The organism is Streptomyces sp. R44, assembly GCF_041053105.1.
Taxonomy (GTDB): Bacteria; Actinomycetota; Actinomycetes; order Streptomycetales; family Streptomycetaceae; genus Streptomyces.
This window is the reverse complement of the sequence record NZ_CP163444.1, coordinates 3,166,395-3,181,894: the sequence shown is the minus strand read 5'-3', so window position 1 is coordinate 3,181,894 and position 15,500 is coordinate 3,166,395. Positions and strand designations below refer to the sequence as shown.

Sequence of the window (15,500 nt, the reverse complement as noted above, 5' to 3'; positions counted from 1 at the left end):
TGCTCAGGGTGTTCTGTTCGAAGTTACCCAGCAGTCACCCACCCTGTCCAGACTCCGCGCCTGTGATCCAGAGCCCCTTCGACGCGTCGTAGGCGTGGACCGGGCTCCCTTTCGCCCGCCCGCTCGTACGGAAGGCCTGCCCTTTCGGATCGGCGATCCTCACCACACCGCTCCGGCCCTCCGAGCTCCACTCCAGCTCCAGGAACCAGCGGCAGTCGCAGCCGACCGTGCGGGCGGAGACCAGCAGCTCCTCGGGGTCGGCCGCGGTGACGGCGTAGGGGAACGAGACGGCCGGGATCGTCCGGCCCTCCTCCCCCGAGGCGTCGTACCCGTCGACCGGCCGGGCCGGCGGGCGCGGCGCGTCGAGGTCCACGGCGAACCGGCGGGGGGTGACGGCTCCGCCGCAGCCGTCGTCCATGCGGAACGCCCCCCAGGGCAGCGGCTTCGCCCGTCCCACCACGCGCACGCGCAGGCTGTGCAGGACGACGGCGGCGGCCCCCTTCCCCTGCACCGTGAGCCGTACGAGCGTCTGCCCGCCGTCCACGGCGCCGAGCGCCCCGGCCCACCGTGCGGCGTCGGCGGGCTCCGGGGGAGCGGGGACCCGCGCCGGGGGCCGGTCGGCGAGGTAGGTGTGCCCGCAGCCGTTCTCCCAGAGGGAGGCGACGGTGTACGTGAACGGGGGCGCCGTCCGGGTCTCCGCGCGGTGCCGCGGCTCCCGGCCGGGTCCGGGCAGCAGGGCGGCCCCGAGCACGAGCGCCACGACGCCGGCCACGGCACTGGCGACGAGCCAGGCCGTGGCCTTCCGGCGGGGCCCGGCAGGCGCGGCCCCGGGTGCGGGCGCCGGCCCGGGTGCGGGCTCCGGCCTCGGCGCGGTCACCACGGCCGTGACCGGTACGGCCGGCTGCGCCGGGGGCCTGCGGACGAGGTCGGCGCGTCGCCAGTGCTCTTCCAGCTCGCGGATGTCGTCCGCGGCGGCCCCGCACAGCCGGGCCAGGCGTTCGACGACGGCGAAGGACTCAGGGACGGCCGCACCGGAGCAGTAGCGGTGCAGCGTGGAGGCACTGACGCCGAGGCGCCGCCCCAGCGCCTCGTAACTGCGCCCGTCGCGCGTCTTCAGCGCGCGCACCCGCGCCGCGAACTCCTCGACCTCACCCATCGGCCCATCCCCCGCTCGTTCCACCCCTCTTGCGTTCTCCCACGTCAGAGGGGGTGGAATGGTTCCGGGACGGAGGGAGGGCGCGTCGCCGTTGCCCGGGGCGGGCGGGAGCCCGACGCTGGTGGAGCACTGACCGAACGACCCGACGGGGGATCCACCACCATGCACAAGCTCCGCACCGCGCTCGCCGCCGGCGCCGCTGCCGCCCTGGGCCTCGCCGCCCTCGCCGCCGCCCCGGCGCAGGCCGCCGCCCAGCCCGCCTTCCTCTCCGCCGCGCAGATGCCCGCGTCGTCGACGCCGTGGACCGCGACCCAGGTCTTCACCGGCGTACCGGAGAACGGCGGCGCCCTCTGCGCCCCGTACAAGATCCCGGCGCAGAACACCCGCTACCGCGAGTTCACCACCGAGCTCGACACCAACGGCGTCCAGATCACCACCGTCGCCCGCACCGAGGCCGACGCGGTGAAGCTGGTCGACACCCTTCGCAAGGCCCTCGCCGGCTGCGGCGCCCTCCTGGAGCGGCAGAACCCGGGCCTGCACGCCGTCAGCGCCTACCACGGCAAGATCGCCGTGGAGGAGGGCGCCTGGGTCTACAGCCTGGACACCGCCGACCCGGAGGTCGGCAACACCGACATCCACCTCTTCTCGGTCGGCCGGGACGGCCGGACCGTCACCTACGTCAGGTGGGGCCAGATGGGTGATCTGCAGGACGCCCCGCTGACGGCCTTCCAGGGGACGACCCGTACCGCCGTGAACAAGCTCTGGTCCTGACGCAGCGTCATCGTGGCGAATGCCGAACTACTCAGAGTGAGGGTGAAGTCGCACAGTACCGCCATTCGGGTGATACTGGGACGTGAGATTCCGACGTCGGCACGCTCGCGCCTAGAGCCGGGCAGTCCATCCGTCATCAGACCGGTACCGGTCTGGGGGGCTTTTCGAATGTGATGCGAAAGGACGCGTCATGGAACTCGAATCTCTCCCTGATGAGGTCATCGCCGAGATCGAGGTACGGGACCGCTGGAGGCGCGCAACGGCCGCCGGTGGCCTGGAGTTCCTCATCACCGACATCGGGAAGTGGCCCCTGGGCAAGACCGTGCGGGTCGCGTTCCTCGACGGGAACGACCAGTTGCACGCGGACATCGCGGGTGCGACCAAGCAGATCACCGACTCCTGCAACCTGACGCTCGACTTCGGGCAGACCGCGGCCGGATCGTTCCGGCGGTGGACGACGGCCGACACCGTTCTGGCCGCCGAGATCCGGGTCAGCTTCGACCAGCAGGGCTTCTTCTCCCTGGTGGGCACCGACAGCACGGACAGTGCCATCGGCGCGGGAGGCGGCCCGGTCGGGGGCAACCCCAACCAGCGCAGCCTCAACCTCGGGCGGTTCGTGACCAACAGGCCCGTCCAGTGGGAGGGCACCGTGCGTCACGAGTTCCTGCACGCACTTGGGTTCCACCACTCCCACCAGAACATGCGCGGCACCTGCGAGGGCGAGTTCCGCTGGGAGGACGAGGTCGGGTACGTCCCCACGCAGGACCCGTCCGGTGTCTTCGTGGCGGACGCCCAGGGCCGGCAACCCGGCATCTACACCTTCCTCGCGGGCGCGCCGAACCGATGGCCGCGCGCGAAGGTGGATCACAACCTGCGCACCGTGGACGACCCGGACGTCGTCGCCGGGCCCTTCGACACGAAGTCCGTGATGCTGTACCGGTTCCCGGCGTTCTTCTACAAGTCCACCCCCAGCAGCTGCGCGCCGACCGGCAACGGGCAGAACCTGTCGGACGGCGACAAGCGCGGGCTCGACCTGCTGTACCCGCACACCGTGAGCGGGATGGCGGACCTCCAGGCCCGTGCCGACGCCGTCCTGCAGTCGCTCGGGGCCGGTCCGGAAGGAATTCCCGCAGCGAACGGCGGCGGCCTGGCCGAGGTGTACCGCAGCCGGGTCGCGGAGCTGGCCTCCGCCCAGGCCGCGGGCGTCCACTGAGCGGGGCCGGGCCGGGACCCGGGTCGAGGACCGAGCCGAGCAGGGGACGCCATGTCCGCGGGCAGCACGTACGAGCGGCTCCTCGGCGAGTCGCGGAACGGAGGACTCGAGCACGCCGACGGGGGCGGCGCGCCGAGTCCGCCGGATCCCGAACGCCTGGTCGCGCAACTCTCCGACGAAGTCGGGCGACTTGAGGAGCGCCTGGGGAGGAGAGCCGACCCGGTGGCGCGCGAGCGACTCATGCGCGGGGCCGAACACGCGCTGCGGAAGGTCGTCGACGACGGCGACGATGCCCGGCTCGACATGCGGGACATGGCGCGGCTGGAGGCCGTCGTCCACAGCGACGGAACGCGCCCGGTGCTCTTCGTCGAAGACGACTTCGTCGACGTCACGGCCCCGGCGGCGGCGAACTGGGCGCCCTCCCTGTCGCGGATCCAGGCCGAACTCCGCACCGTCTGCCGGGCGGTCGGCCGGGTCGACGACCCCAGCGCGCTCCTCGGCTACCAGGGCACGGCGTGGGCGATCGACGACGGCGTCGTCGTGACCAACTACCACGTCCTGCAGGCCATCTCCACGCATCCGTCCCGTACCGACGGGGAGTTCGGCGGGGAACTCAAGCCCGATGTGGCGGTCGACTTCGGCGCGGAGGTCGGTGGTGGCCCGTCGAACCGCGCCTTCCGGATCGGCCGTGTCCTGGGCGTGGGGCGCGCGGGAGCACCCGAGCACGCGCACCCGACCATTCCGGGGGTCAACTTCGACGGCCTCGACCTGGCCGTACTCGAACTCGACCGGGTGAACGGACGACCTTTCCCCGCCCCGGTCCAGGTGGCCCGCGGCGACGACCCGGCGACGCACGGAGGGCTCGCCTCCCGCGGCCGCAGCGTCTACATCGTCGGCTTCCCCGGCAGCTCGGCGTCGACGAGCCCGGACGTCTTCGCCGAACTGTTCGCCGGGGTCAAGGGCGTGAAGCGCCTCACTCCCGGAGTGCTCACCGAGGGCCGGGGCGAGGTGGCCGACGACGCCCGGCACTGGATCATCAGCCACGACGCCAGCACGCTCGGCGGCAGCTCCGGCTCGCTCGTCGTCGACCTCGAAGCCGAGGGCCGGAAGGTCCTCGGCCTGCACTTCGCCGGCGTCCCCGACCGCGTGAACTGGGCCCACGGCCTCGAAGGGGCGACACCCGAACTGGCCGCCGTGATACCGGGGTGGTGAGCGCGTGACGCAGTCCTGGTCCCCCGACATCCTCCGCATGGCGAGTTCCATCAGGTGCGACATCCCGCGCATCCGGGCCATTCTCGATCAGCTCGGGATCCGCAACGCCGACTACGAGGATCCCGCCGACTACGTGCCGAGTGCGATCACCAACGCGATGGGCAGAGGGAAGCTCGTCGCGTTCCAGGCCGCTCTGGCCAAGGCGGACCTGATCACCGACGGGCCGGTCGACATCGGCCGGAACGTGTTCGAACGCCTCGCCGTACTGCACTCCTTCGTCGCGTCCGCCCACCCGCACGTCGACGCCCGAGTGGCCGCACGGCGCTTCCTCCGCGCCTCCGACCTCGTGTGCCGGATCGACGCGGGCGCCCGACACGGAACCGGCCTTCTCGTCACCCCGACCCTGGTCGCGACCGCCGCCCACCTGGTGTCCGAGCTCGTCGACGCGACGGCTGCCGGGGCCGCCGCACCACAGGCCGGCTCGACGAGCCGCATCCACGTGGTCTTCGGGGACATGACGGACCTGCTCGACGACGAGACGTCGCCCACGCGTCTGACGCCGACGACCGCACCGCTCGCCGCTTCGTGGCTCGCGTTCTACAGTCCCCCGACCGCCGAGGAGACCGAGGGCGACGGCTTCGTCCTCGACAGCGTCACCGACATCGGCGCGGAGGGGCCCTGGGACCTCGCGATCCTGAGGCTGGCCGAGGCGCGCCCGTTCCGGCCCATGCCCCCGTGCGGAGTCCTTCCCCGCAAGCCCTTCCAGATCCACGTGCTGCACCATCCCGACAACGGCACGGGCGGGGTCCTCCCGCTGCAATGGTCGGTCGGCACGGTCGAGAAGCCCCTCGGAGATCCGCCGGTGCGGCTCCTGCATTCCGCGAACACGTCCGGCGGCTCTTCGGGTGCGCCGGTCGTCGACGCGGAGTTCCGCGTCGTCGGGCTCCATCAGGCGGGACTCGGACAGGGGCCGGCCAGGGGCGGTGCCGCCTTCAACCGCGCCGTCCCCATGTCGCCCTGGTCGTCGAAACTGGCGTCGCTTGAGCTTCCCGAGACCGCGCCGAGCGTGACGACGGTCGAGAAGCTCGACGAGCGGGGCAACCCCGTGACCCGTACCGTCATCGGCCGGCTCGGAACGGTGGAGCGGATCTGGCGAAGCCGGTTCCCCGACGCCACCGCGCCGCAGCGCCTCATCGTGGTCGTCGGGGAGCCGGGGCTCGGCCTCCGGTTCACGCACCACCTCGTGCACGCCGTCGTCACCCGGTACGGCGGCGCGTACGCGGCGATCGACGTCGCGAACTGCCAGCGTGACGACGCCACGAGCTTCGCCGACAAGGTGGCGGGCGCCTTCGCCGCCGCGACCGGCGAGCGTCCGGCGACCGGCCTCACCACCCGGCAGCGCGAGGTACGCAGCCGCACCGCGCCCGCCTTGTCGGAGACTCTCGTGGAGGTGGCGAGGGCCGGAGGGGCGTGGCTCGTCCTCGAAGGCTTCGACAGCACGGTCGCAAGCCCGTCGGCCGCGGTCGTGGACCTCGTGCGCCGGCTCATCCTGGAACTGCCGCGGTCGCCCGGCGTCCGGCTCGTGCTCGCCGGATGGCAGGAGACCCTCCCGAGCGAGTTCCAGCCGAGCGTCGACTATCTCGAAGCCCCGACGGTGGAGGACATCGCGCGCACCTTCGTGCCGCCGGATCCCCCGCCGTCGGTACTCGCGGCTCTGGTGCCGATGGTGCGGGAGGCGCTGGGCGACGACGAGCCGTCGCTGCGCGGCCCGTGCCCCTACCCGATCGCGGAACGCGCCCGCTCCACGATGGAGGGCGACGTCGGGCGCCTCATCAGAGCCCTGCTGGCGGACCGCGGCGGTGGACCGTGAACGGATCGCCAGGAGGTACGGGACGGCCCGAGGTCGATCGGTCCCTGCGGGCGCTCCGAGAAGCATGGGCGGCACGTCCGGCCTCGGAGGTGGCGGCGTTCGCCCGGAGACTCGCGCAGGAGGAGCCGGTCCCGCACCGCGTCCGGCCGGACGTCGAGGCGATCCGCGAGGTCGCGGCCGTCAGCGGCGCCGTGCGACCCGCGGACCTCGTCGGGCGGCAGGCCGACGCGGACCGTCGCGCGGAGACGCTCGGCGGGATCGCGGCCGAGTTCGATCGAGCCGTCGTGGACGGCACGATGACGTGGACGATGCGCTCGACGCACCGGGCCGGCACGCTGGAGCGGCTCGCCTCCACCGAGGCCGGGCTCGCCGACGCGCTGCGGCGGGCCGTTGACGTGAAGACGGATCCGGCCGGTCAGGTGCTGCGGAGGGTGCTCGCCGAAGGGGTCCCCGGCCACCCGCATGCCGCCCGGCTCCCCGACCACGTCGTCGGTGAGGCCTCGACCGCCGAGGTGGCGCAGGCCCTCCTGTGGGCGATGAGCGCCAAGGACGTCGGCCCCGTCCTCGCGCGCACCTCCGCGGTGGCGCACGTCGAGTCGGTCCTCAAGAGCTACGAGGGCCTGTTGGCCCATGGAGTCGTCGGACGGGACCGCGAGCGCGACCTGCTGGAGCAGTTCATCGACGCTCCGACACCGAACCCGGACGGGGGCCTGCCCCTCCTGACGCTGACCGGCATCGGGGGCAGCGGGAAGTCGACGCTCCTCGGCGAGGCCCTGCGGCCCCGTCTCCAGGCCTTGGTGGCGGGAGGGGACGTGCCGGCGGTGGTCGTGATCGACCTCGACCGGGTCGCGTTCCGCCCGGACGCGGAGGTCGAGCTGAGCTTCGACGTCACACGTCAACTGGAGGTCGCCTGGCCCGAACTCGCCGCCGGCCTGGCCGAGGCGAGGGTGGCGGAGACCCGGTCCCGGTCCGGCCGCAGGGAGTTGGGCTCGGACTCCGGCCAGTACGTCGAATCGCTCGTCCGCAGCACCACCTCCCTCGAATGGAGCGTCGGCGACCTGCTGAGAAGCTCGCCGAGGGGCGTCGAGCCGGTGCTGCTCGTCCTCGACACCTTCGAGGAATGGCAGCGGGCACGGCCCTTCGCCGGCCCCCGGGAGACCTGGAACGATCCGGAGGCCGTCATGGCGGAGTGGCTCGACAAACTCCGCCGTTCCATGGGGATCTCCGGCCTCCGCGTCGTCGTGTCGGGACGGGCGGCCTTCTCCCTCGTCCCCGGGGCGAGCATCGAACTCCGCGAGCTGGACGCCGCTCCCGCCGCGGAGCTCCTGGGCCGGCTCTGCGTGGGCCGGGACATCGCGCCCCGACTCGCCGCCCAGGTCGGCGGCAACCCCCTCACCCTGCACGTCGCGGCGCGATGCGTCGGCCGCCTCGACCCCGAGGAGCGCGCGGGCTTCCTCGCCGACGGCGCCACGGCTCCCGAGCTGGACGAGGACCTGCGTCGCGCGGTGCTGTACGACCGGTTCCTCGGCCACATCGGCGACCCCGAGGTGCGGAAGCTCGCCCACCCCGGCCTGGTCCTGCGGCGCGTCACACCGGAGCTCGTCCAGGAGGTCCTGGCCGAGCCGTGCGGGTTCACGGAGATGACGAGAGAGGAGGCGGACGGTCTCGTCGACCGGCTCGCCGACGAGGTCTGGCTGGTGCGGCGGGCGGCCGACGGCAGTCTGCAGCACCTGCCCGAGGTGCGGCGTCCGATGCTCGCCCTCATGGCCCGAGACCCCGCCGTACGCGACCGGATCCCGACCGTCCACGAGCGGGCGGCCGCCTGGTACCACCCCCAGGACGTCGACGTCCGGGAACCGGCGACGACGGAGAACGTCGAGGCCTACTACCACCGGCTGATGCTGCAGACGGAGAACCTGACGCCGGCCATCGACCCGTGGAACGTGCAGATGTGGTCCGTGGAGGACCGGCTCTACCACGTCCGCTTCGCGCGCGAGCTCGGCGAGAGCGTGTCCGACCTGGCCCCGCGCATCGAGGCCCAGCTCCGGGTGCTGCGCGGCGACCGGCTGGAACCCGCGCAGGCCGCGCTGCTCCCCGACGGCCTCTGGGCACAGCACGTCGACGGCACCGGTGCGTCGTTCGTCGCACTGGGCGAGCCGGAGGCGGCCGTCGACCTCCTCCTCGACCGGCGGTGGCCGTCGGAGGCGAGGCGGCCGGAATGGGTCGCGCAGGCGTTCTGCGACAGCGCCCGCTGGAACGACTTCGCGGGGCAGGCCCGTGCGTCGCAGCTCCGTCCGTCGGGTCGCCACGAGTTCGTGAACCTCATCGTGTCGGACGACGAGCCGGCCCGGCAGCGGGTGCTCCACTCCACGTTGCCCACCCTTCCCGATCAGGCCGACGAGATGCTCAGGACCTTCTTCACCGCCCTCGGGCAGGTGGCGACCGGCCGTGCGACGCCGGACGCACGGCCTCGGTCCCTACCGGAGCGGAAGGCGGAGCCCTCCCCGGGGTTCCCGGTCGACCAGTTGCGGCAGTACGTCGCGCTTCTCCTGACCGGAGCCAGGCTCCCCTGGCGCAGAGGCGGCCCCTTCCTCCCGGACATCGCCGGCGTGCTCGCCCCGGACCCCGAGGTCATGAGGGCTTTCGGACTCCTCACGCGCGATCACGCCTTCACCGACGTGGCGCAGGAGCTCGACAGGCTCGCCGAACGGGCGCGCGCGGCGCGCCCCGGGGATCGCGACGCCCCGCGCTCGCACGACGTCCTCGGCGAGTTCGCCGGGCGTACCGCGAGGCGGAGCTACAAGGCAGTGGCGTTCGGCGGCCGGCTGAGGCCCGAGGCCCTGACGGCCCTGCGCGGCGACAACCCCGAGCTGCGGCCGGCGATCCGGAACGTGCTCCACGCCGTCGCACCCGACGACGCGTGGCTGAAGTCGCTCGGGGAGCTGGCGACCGCGCTGCTGCCGATTCCGGTGGTCGACCTGCGCCCGGACGCTCTGCCGCTCGTGAGCGATTCCGGCGCGCGCACCGCGTTCGTGTCGCTCGTGGAGTACGTCGACCGCTCACGGGTCACGAGGGCCTTCCTGCGCGATGCGGTGAAGCTGCGTCCCGACCCGCGGCTCGCCGCCCTCGGCCGTGCCTTCGCCCGCTGGGACGACGCGCACCGGATTCTCCTGAAAGGGCTCGGCTGAGGGCCTCACCGGGACGTGAGCGCGAACCACAGCTCCATCCGTACGTCCGGGTCGTCCAGGTCCCGTTCGAGGAGTGCGGCGCAGCGGGCGATGCGCTGGCGGACCGTGTTCCGGTGGATCTCCAGGGCCACCGCCGTCCGGTCCCAGCTGCCGTGCAGGGAGATCCAGACGCGGAGCGTCTCGGTGAGCGGTTCGGTGAGCGGGGCGAGGACGGTACGGGCGTACGCGGCGGCCTCGTCGCGGTCGACGAGCGCGGCCATCCCGCCGGCGCGGTGCCGGACGAGCGCCGCCCGCGAGGCCTCCGCCCTGCGCAGCGCCCGCGCTGCCTGGGCCTCCCCGGCGGCGAGTTCCGAGGCCGCGACGGGGGCGCTCGCTCCGAGAGTCCATCCCTGCTGGGCGGCGACGGGGGCGGAGGAGGGGAGGAGGAGCCGTACGGTGCCGGGGCCTGCCGGTGCCGTGGCTGGTGTCGTACTCGTCTCCGTATCCGTATCCGTACTCGTACCCGTACGCGTACCCCCGCCCCCGCCCGTCCCCGCGTCCACCAGTGGTGTCCCCAGGGCCGCCGCCAGGCTCGCCGTCGCGAACGGGGTGCCGTCGCCGCCCCGTGCGTGGACCACCGTCCACGGGCCCGGGCCCAGGCTGTCCGCGACCTCCGCCGGGGGTGCGCCGAGCAGCAGCCGGACCAGGGCCCCGTCCCGTACCGTCACGTCCGCGCCCCGGTGCGGGGCCGTGAGCAGGGAGAGCAGGACCACCGCCACGCCCGCGATCGTGTGGTCGCCCGGGCCGCGCCGCTCCGTCGCCACCCCGAGCGTCAGCCCGTCCCCGCCGCCCAGCGCGTACGCCGCGAGCCGCAGCCCGCCGCCGTCCCCGCTCGCCGAGGCCGGGCCGCCCGGGCGCGGACCGAGCACCCCCGCCAGGTCCCGCAGGGCCCGCGCCGCCTCCGCCGGGACCTCCCGGCCGGCCGCCGCCGACTCCGTACCGTCCGCCCCGAACAGCACCGTCCGCCCGCCGAGCCGCGAGGCGAGCGCGCCGAGCACCGCCGGGACCGGGGCCGGCCGGGCCGCGGCCGCCGCCAGGGACTGCTGGGCCTCCGTCACCCGGCGCAGCTCGTGCAGCCGGGCCTCCGCCATCAGCCGCCACAGCGCCCGCGCCACCGCCGTGAACGGGGTCCGGGGAGGGACCTCCACGAGCGGCAGGCCGTGCCGTTCGCACGCGGCGACGAGTTCCGGCGGCACCGTGTCGTAGACCGGGGTCACTCCGAAGGCGAGCGCCGCCGCCCCCGCCTCCACGACCCGCTCGACGTAGTGCGCCGGATCGGTGAGCTGCACGCCCGCCGTCATCAGCAGCTCGCCGCCGAGCAGATACGGGTGGGGGTCGGCCATCTCCGAGGTGTGCACCCAGTGCAGCGGCACGTCCTCGGGCCCGGCGAGCAGCCGCAGGCCCAGGTCGGGGCGGGCGAGCAGCGCGGCGAGCGACACCGGCGGCGCCGGGGGAGTGGAGCCCGTCTCCGTTGGGGGCATCGGGGTCATCGGCATGGTCCCTTCGTACATCCCCCGCCCGGACAGTGGAGGAAACGTACACTTCAACGTCGCTTTCCGGCCACCTACTGTCGATGCATCCCAGGGCCGCGGGTACGGGCGGATGTCCCCGCGATCAGCACCTGGGCACTCCCCCGCACGACACGCCACCGAGGTGAGAAGGAGGGCCCCATGGCCGTCGACTACACAGTGATCGTCCTGTACCTGGCCGGCATGCTCGCGATGGGCTGGTGGGGCATGCGCCGCGCCAGGTCCAAGAGCGAGTTCCTGGTGGCCGGCCGCCGCCTCGGGCCCTGGATGTACTCCGGGACGATGGCCGCCATCGTCCTCGGCGGCGCCTCCACCATCGGCGGCGTCGGCCTCGGCTACAAGTACGGCCTCTCCGGCGCCTGGATGGTCTTCGCCATCGGCCTCGGCCTGCTCGCGCTGAGCGTCTTCTTCTCCGCCCGCATCGCCCGGCTGAAGGTCTACACCGTCTCCGAGATGCTCGACCTGCGCTACGGCGGCAAGGCCGGCGTCATCTCGGGCGTCGTGATGTGGGCGTACACGCTGATGCTCGCCGTCACCTCGACCATCGCGTACGCCACGATCTTCGACGTCCTCTTCGACCTGCCCCGGACCCTCGCGATCGTCCTCGGCGGCACCATCGTCGTCGCCTACTCGACGCTCGGCGGCATGTGGTCCATCACCATCACCGACATGGTGCAGTTCGTGGTGAAGACCATCGGCGTGCTGCTCCTGCTGCTGCCGATCGCCGTGATCAAGGCCGGCGGCTTCGAGGGCATGCGCGAGGCGCTGCCCACCTCGTACTTCGAGCCGCTCGGCATCGGCGGCGAGACGATCTTCACGTACGTGCTGATCTACACCTTCGGCATGCTCATCGGCCAGGACATCTGGCAGCGGGTCTTCACCGCGCGCACCGACAAGGTCGCCAAGTGGGGCGGCACCGTCGCCGGCACCTACTGTCTGGCGTACGCGCTCGCCGGAGCCGTCATCGGCACGGCGGCCAAGGTGCTCTACCCGAAGCTGCCCAGCGCCGACGACGCCTTCGCCACCATCGTCAAGGACGAGCTGCCGATGGGCGTCCGGGGCCTCGTCCTCGCCGCCGCGCTCGCCGCCGTGATGTCCACCTCCTCCGGCGCCCTCATCGCCTGCGCCACCGTCGCCAACAACGACATCTGGTCACGCCTGCGCGGCGCCGTCGCGAGGAAGGACGAGAACGACCACGACGAGGTGAAGGGCAACCGCCTCTTCATCCTCATCATGGGCGTCGCCGTCATCCTCATCGCCATCGCCCTCAACGACGTCGTCCAGGCCCTCACCGTCGCCTACAACCTGCTGGTCGGCGGGCTCCTCGTGCCCATCCTCGGCGGCCTGCTCTGGCGCCGCGGCACCGTCCAGGGCGCGCTCGCCGCGGTCACCGTCGGCGGCCTGACCGTCATTGGCCTGATGTGGACTTACGGAATCTTGGCAAATGAGCCTGTTTACTATGGTTTGTTGGCCTCGCTCGCCGCATATGTGATCGTTTCCCTGGCGACCCGCCCGACGGACGCCGCCGTGCTCGCGAACTGGCGCGCCCGGCTGGCCGGCCAGGAGACCCCGACCGAGCCCGAGTCCCCGGACCGGGCGCCCGTCACCGCCTGACGGCGGCCCCACGCCCCGGGCGTCGCGACCCGACGCCCGGCCCACCGAGAAGCACCCAGGAGGACCCCGACCATGAGCAGCAGCGACCAGAACGCCTTCCGCGGCCCGATCGACTCGTCCCGCATCCCGCGGTACGCCGGTCCCGCGACGTTCGCCCGGCTGCCGCGCCTCGACGAGGTCGGCACCGCCGACGTCGCCGTGGTCGGCGTCCCCTTCGACACCGGCGTCTCCTACCGCCCCGGCGCCCGCTTCGGCGGCAACGCCATCCGCGAGGCCTCCCGCCTGCTGCGCCCCTACAACCCCGCGCAGGACGCCTCCCCGTTCGCCCTCGCCCAGGTCGCGGACGCCGGTGACATCGCCGCCAACCCGTTCAACATCAACGAGGCCGTCGAGACCATCGAGGCCGCCGCCGACGACCTCCTCGGCACCGGCGCCCGCATGATGACCCTCGGCGGCGACCACACCATCGCCCTGCCGCTGCTCCGCTCCGTCGCCAAGAAGCACGGCCCCGTCGCCCTGCTCCACTTCGACGCGCACCTCGACACCTGGGACACCTACTTCGGCGCCGAGTACACCCACGGCACCCCGTTCCGCCGCGCCGTCGAGGAGGGCATCCTCGACACCTCCGCGCTCTCCCACGTCGGCACCCGCGGCCCGCTCTACGGCAAGCAGGACCTCACCGACGACGAGAAGCTCGGCTTCGGCATCGTGACGTCCTCCGACGTCTACCGCCGCGGCGCCGACGAGGTCGCCGACCAGCTGCGCCAGCGCATCGGCGACCGCCCGCTGTACATCTCGATCGACATCGACTGCCTCGACCCGGCCCACGCCCCCGGCACCGGCACCCCCGAGGCCGGCGGCATGACGTCCCGCGAGCTCCTGGAGATCCTCCGCGGCCTCTCCTCCTGCAACCTGGTCTCCGCCGACGTCGTCGAGGTCGCGCCGGCGTACGACCACGCGGAGATCACGGCGGTCGCGGCGTCGCACACGGCGTACGAACTGACGACGATCATGTCCCGCCAGATCGCCGCGGCGCGCGACGCGAAGTAGTTCCCTCGGCGCGGGTGGGGCTTCGCCCGCCCGCGCCGCCGTCGGGTGGTGGGCATACGTTCCGCGTGGGGGTCCCCCCACGCCCCCAAGGCGTAGGGGGAGGAACGGGTGGGCACCACCCGACCACCGCCCGCACCCGACCCCCGACCCCCGAGCCACGCCAAGGGACGACCATGACCCACGACCACGACCTCGTGCTGCGGCCCACGGTCGCCCAGACCGAGGCGGCCCTGAACCCGCCCGAGGGGCGCAACGGCGGCGACCTCGTCGTAGAGACCCTCACCGGCCTCGGCGCCACCACCGTCTTCGGCCTCCCCGGCCAGCACGCCCTCGGCATGTTCGACGCCCTCCGCCGCTCCGACCTCCGCTACGTCGGCCTCCGCGTCGAGAACAACGCCGGCTTCGCCGCCGACGCCTACGGCCGCATCACCGGCGAGGCCGCCCCCCTGCTGCTCTCCACCGGCCCCGGCGCCCTCATGTCGCTCGCGGCGCTCCAGGAGGCGGCCGCCGCCTCCGCCCCGGTCCTCGCGATCGGCAGCCAGATCCCGGTGGCCGGGCTCGGCGGCGGCCGGCACGGCTACCTCCACGAGCTCCGCGACCAGCAGGCCTCGTTCCGGGACGTCGTGAAGTCCGTCCACACGGTCCGTACGCAGTCCCAGATCCCCTCCGCGATCGCCGCGGCCTGGGAGTCGGCGCTCACCGCCCCGCACGGCCCCGTCTGGGTGGAGATCCCGCAGGACGTGCTCCTCGCCGAGACGAGCCTGCCGGTGGTCACGGCCATGGACGCGACGCCCGAGGAGGTCGTCCCGCGGCCCGAGCTGACGGCGGTCGCCGCGCACCTCCTGGCGAACGCCGAGCGGCCCGCGATCATCGCGGGCGGCGGTGTCGTCCGCTCCGACGCCTCCGGCAAGCTCCTCGCGCTGGCCGAGAAGATCGACGCGCCCGTCGTCACCACCTTCGGCGGCAAGGGCGCCTTCCCCTGGGAGCACCCGCTGTCGCTCCAGTCGTGGCTGGAGGACCGGCACACGACGGACTTCCTGGAGGACGCCGACGTCCTCCTGGTCGTCGGCTCGGGCCTCGGCGAGCTGTCCTCGAACTACCACACGTTCGCCCCGCGCGGCCGGGTGATCCAGATCGAGGCCGACGCGGGCAAGCTGGAGTCCAACCACCCGGCCCTCGGCATCCACGCGGACGCCCGCCTCGCGCTCCAGGCGCTCCTGGAGACCGTCGGGGAGCGCACGGACCCGACGGCCCCCGAGCGGGTCTCGGCCGTCCTCACGAAGGTCCGGGACCGGATCGCCGCCCAGGACCTCGGCCTGGAGCAGCGGATCGTCGCGGCGGTGCGGGAGGCGCTGCCGGACCGGGCGCCGAGCTTCTGGGACATGACGATCCTGGCGTACTGGGCGTGGTCGGCCTTCGACGCGCGGCACCCGAACACGATGCACTCGGCCCAGGGCGCCGGCGGCCTCGGCTACGGCTTCCCCGCCGCCCTCGGCGCGGCCGCCGCCGACCCGTCGCAGCCGGTCCTGGCGGTGTCCGGTGACGGCGGCGCGATGTACTCGATCGCGGAGCTGGCGACGGCGAAGCAGTACGGCCTCGACGTGACCTGGCTGATCGTCGACGACGGCGGGTACGGGATCCTGCGGGAGTACATGACGGGCGCGTTCGGCGAGGCCACGGCCACCGAGCTCACCCGCCCGGACTTCGTCGCCCTGTCCGAGTCCTTCGGCGTCCCGGCGACCCTGACGAGCCCGGAGTCCCTGACGGCGGACCTGGCGAAGGCCCTCGCCACCCCGGGCCCGTCCGTGGTGGTCCTCCCGGCCCTCCTGAGGATGTTCGAGCCGACGCATCTGTGACG

Annotated in this window: 10 protein-coding genes; 8 read left to right on the top strand and 2 right to left on the bottom strand. The window is 73.3% G+C overall.

The window, feature by feature from the left end; genetic code table 11:
* Positions 1-34: 34 nt before the first annotated feature.
* Positions 35-1,156 carry a helix-turn-helix domain-containing protein gene (locus tag AB5J54_RS14645; RefSeq protein ID WP_369144357.1) on the bottom strand — a complete coding sequence of 374 codons (1,122 nt, stop codon included), beginning with the start codon at positions 1,154-1,156 and terminating at the stop codon, positions 35-37.
* 162 nt (positions 1,157-1,318) lie between these two features.
* Here AB5J54_RS14645 and AB5J54_RS14640 point away from each other — a divergent pair, with 162 nt between their 5' ends.
* The 5 genes from AB5J54_RS14640 (at position 1,319) to AB5J54_RS14620 (ending at position 9,410) form a co-directional block, all read left to right on the top strand.
* Positions 1,319-1,927 carry a hypothetical protein gene (locus AB5J54_RS14640; protein WP_369144356.1) on the top strand — a complete coding sequence of 203 codons (609 nt, stop codon included), beginning with the start codon at positions 1,319-1,321 and terminating at the stop codon, positions 1,925-1,927.
* Positions 1,928-2,117: 190 nt separating this feature from the next.
* Positions 2,118-3,140, top strand: coding sequence for a hypothetical protein (locus tag AB5J54_RS14635; protein ID WP_369144355.1), 1,023 nt, complete (start codon positions 2,118-2,120; stop codon positions 3,138-3,140).
* Between the two features lie 51 nt (positions 3,141-3,191).
* Complete coding sequence (locus AB5J54_RS14630; RefSeq protein ID WP_369144354.1) at positions 3,192-4,352, top strand: serine protease; 1,161 nt, start codon at positions 3,192-3,194, stop codon at positions 4,350-4,352.
* Positions 4,353-4,356: 4 nt separating this feature from the next.
* Entirely contained in the window at positions 4,357-6,222 is a 1,866-nt protein-coding gene (locus AB5J54_RS14625; protein ID WP_369144353.1) for a trypsin-like peptidase domain-containing protein, read from the top strand.
* 89 nt (positions 6,223-6,311) lie between these two features.
* Complete coding sequence (locus AB5J54_RS14620) at positions 6,312-9,410, top strand: hypothetical protein (protein ID WP_369144352.1); 3,099 nt, start codon at positions 6,312-6,314, stop codon at positions 9,408-9,410.
* A 5-nt stretch (positions 9,411-9,415) separates the two neighbouring features.
* On the opposite strand, the gene AB5J54_RS14615 is transcribed toward AB5J54_RS14620, so the two are convergent.
* Positions 9,416-10,960, bottom strand: a complete 1,545-nt coding sequence (locus AB5J54_RS14615; protein WP_369144351.1) for a PucR family transcriptional regulator — start codon at positions 10,958-10,960, stop codon at positions 9,416-9,418.
* Between the two features lie 159 nt (positions 10,961-11,119).
* On the opposite strand from AB5J54_RS14615, the gene AB5J54_RS14610 reads away from it, so the two are divergent.
* The 3 genes from AB5J54_RS14610 (at position 11,120) to AB5J54_RS14600 (ending at position 15,498) form a co-directional block, all read left to right on the top strand.
* Positions 11,120-12,592: a sodium:solute symporter gene (locus tag AB5J54_RS14610; protein WP_369144350.1), complete on the top strand. Its 1,473-nt coding sequence runs from the start codon at positions 11,120-11,122 to the stop codon at positions 12,590-12,592.
* A 72-nt stretch (positions 12,593-12,664) separates the two neighbouring features.
* The gene (speB, locus tag AB5J54_RS14605; RefSeq protein WP_041129339.1) at positions 12,665-13,642 is read left to right on the top strand and encodes an agmatinase; all 978 of its coding nucleotides are present in this window, start codon (positions 12,665-12,667) and stop codon (positions 13,640-13,642) included.
* Positions 13,643-13,815: 173 nt separating this feature from the next.
* Positions 13,816-15,498, top strand: a complete 1,683-nt coding sequence (locus AB5J54_RS14600) for a thiamine pyrophosphate-binding protein (protein WP_369144349.1) — start codon at positions 13,816-13,818, stop codon at positions 15,496-15,498.
* Positions 15,499-15,500: the final 2 nt, after the last annotated feature.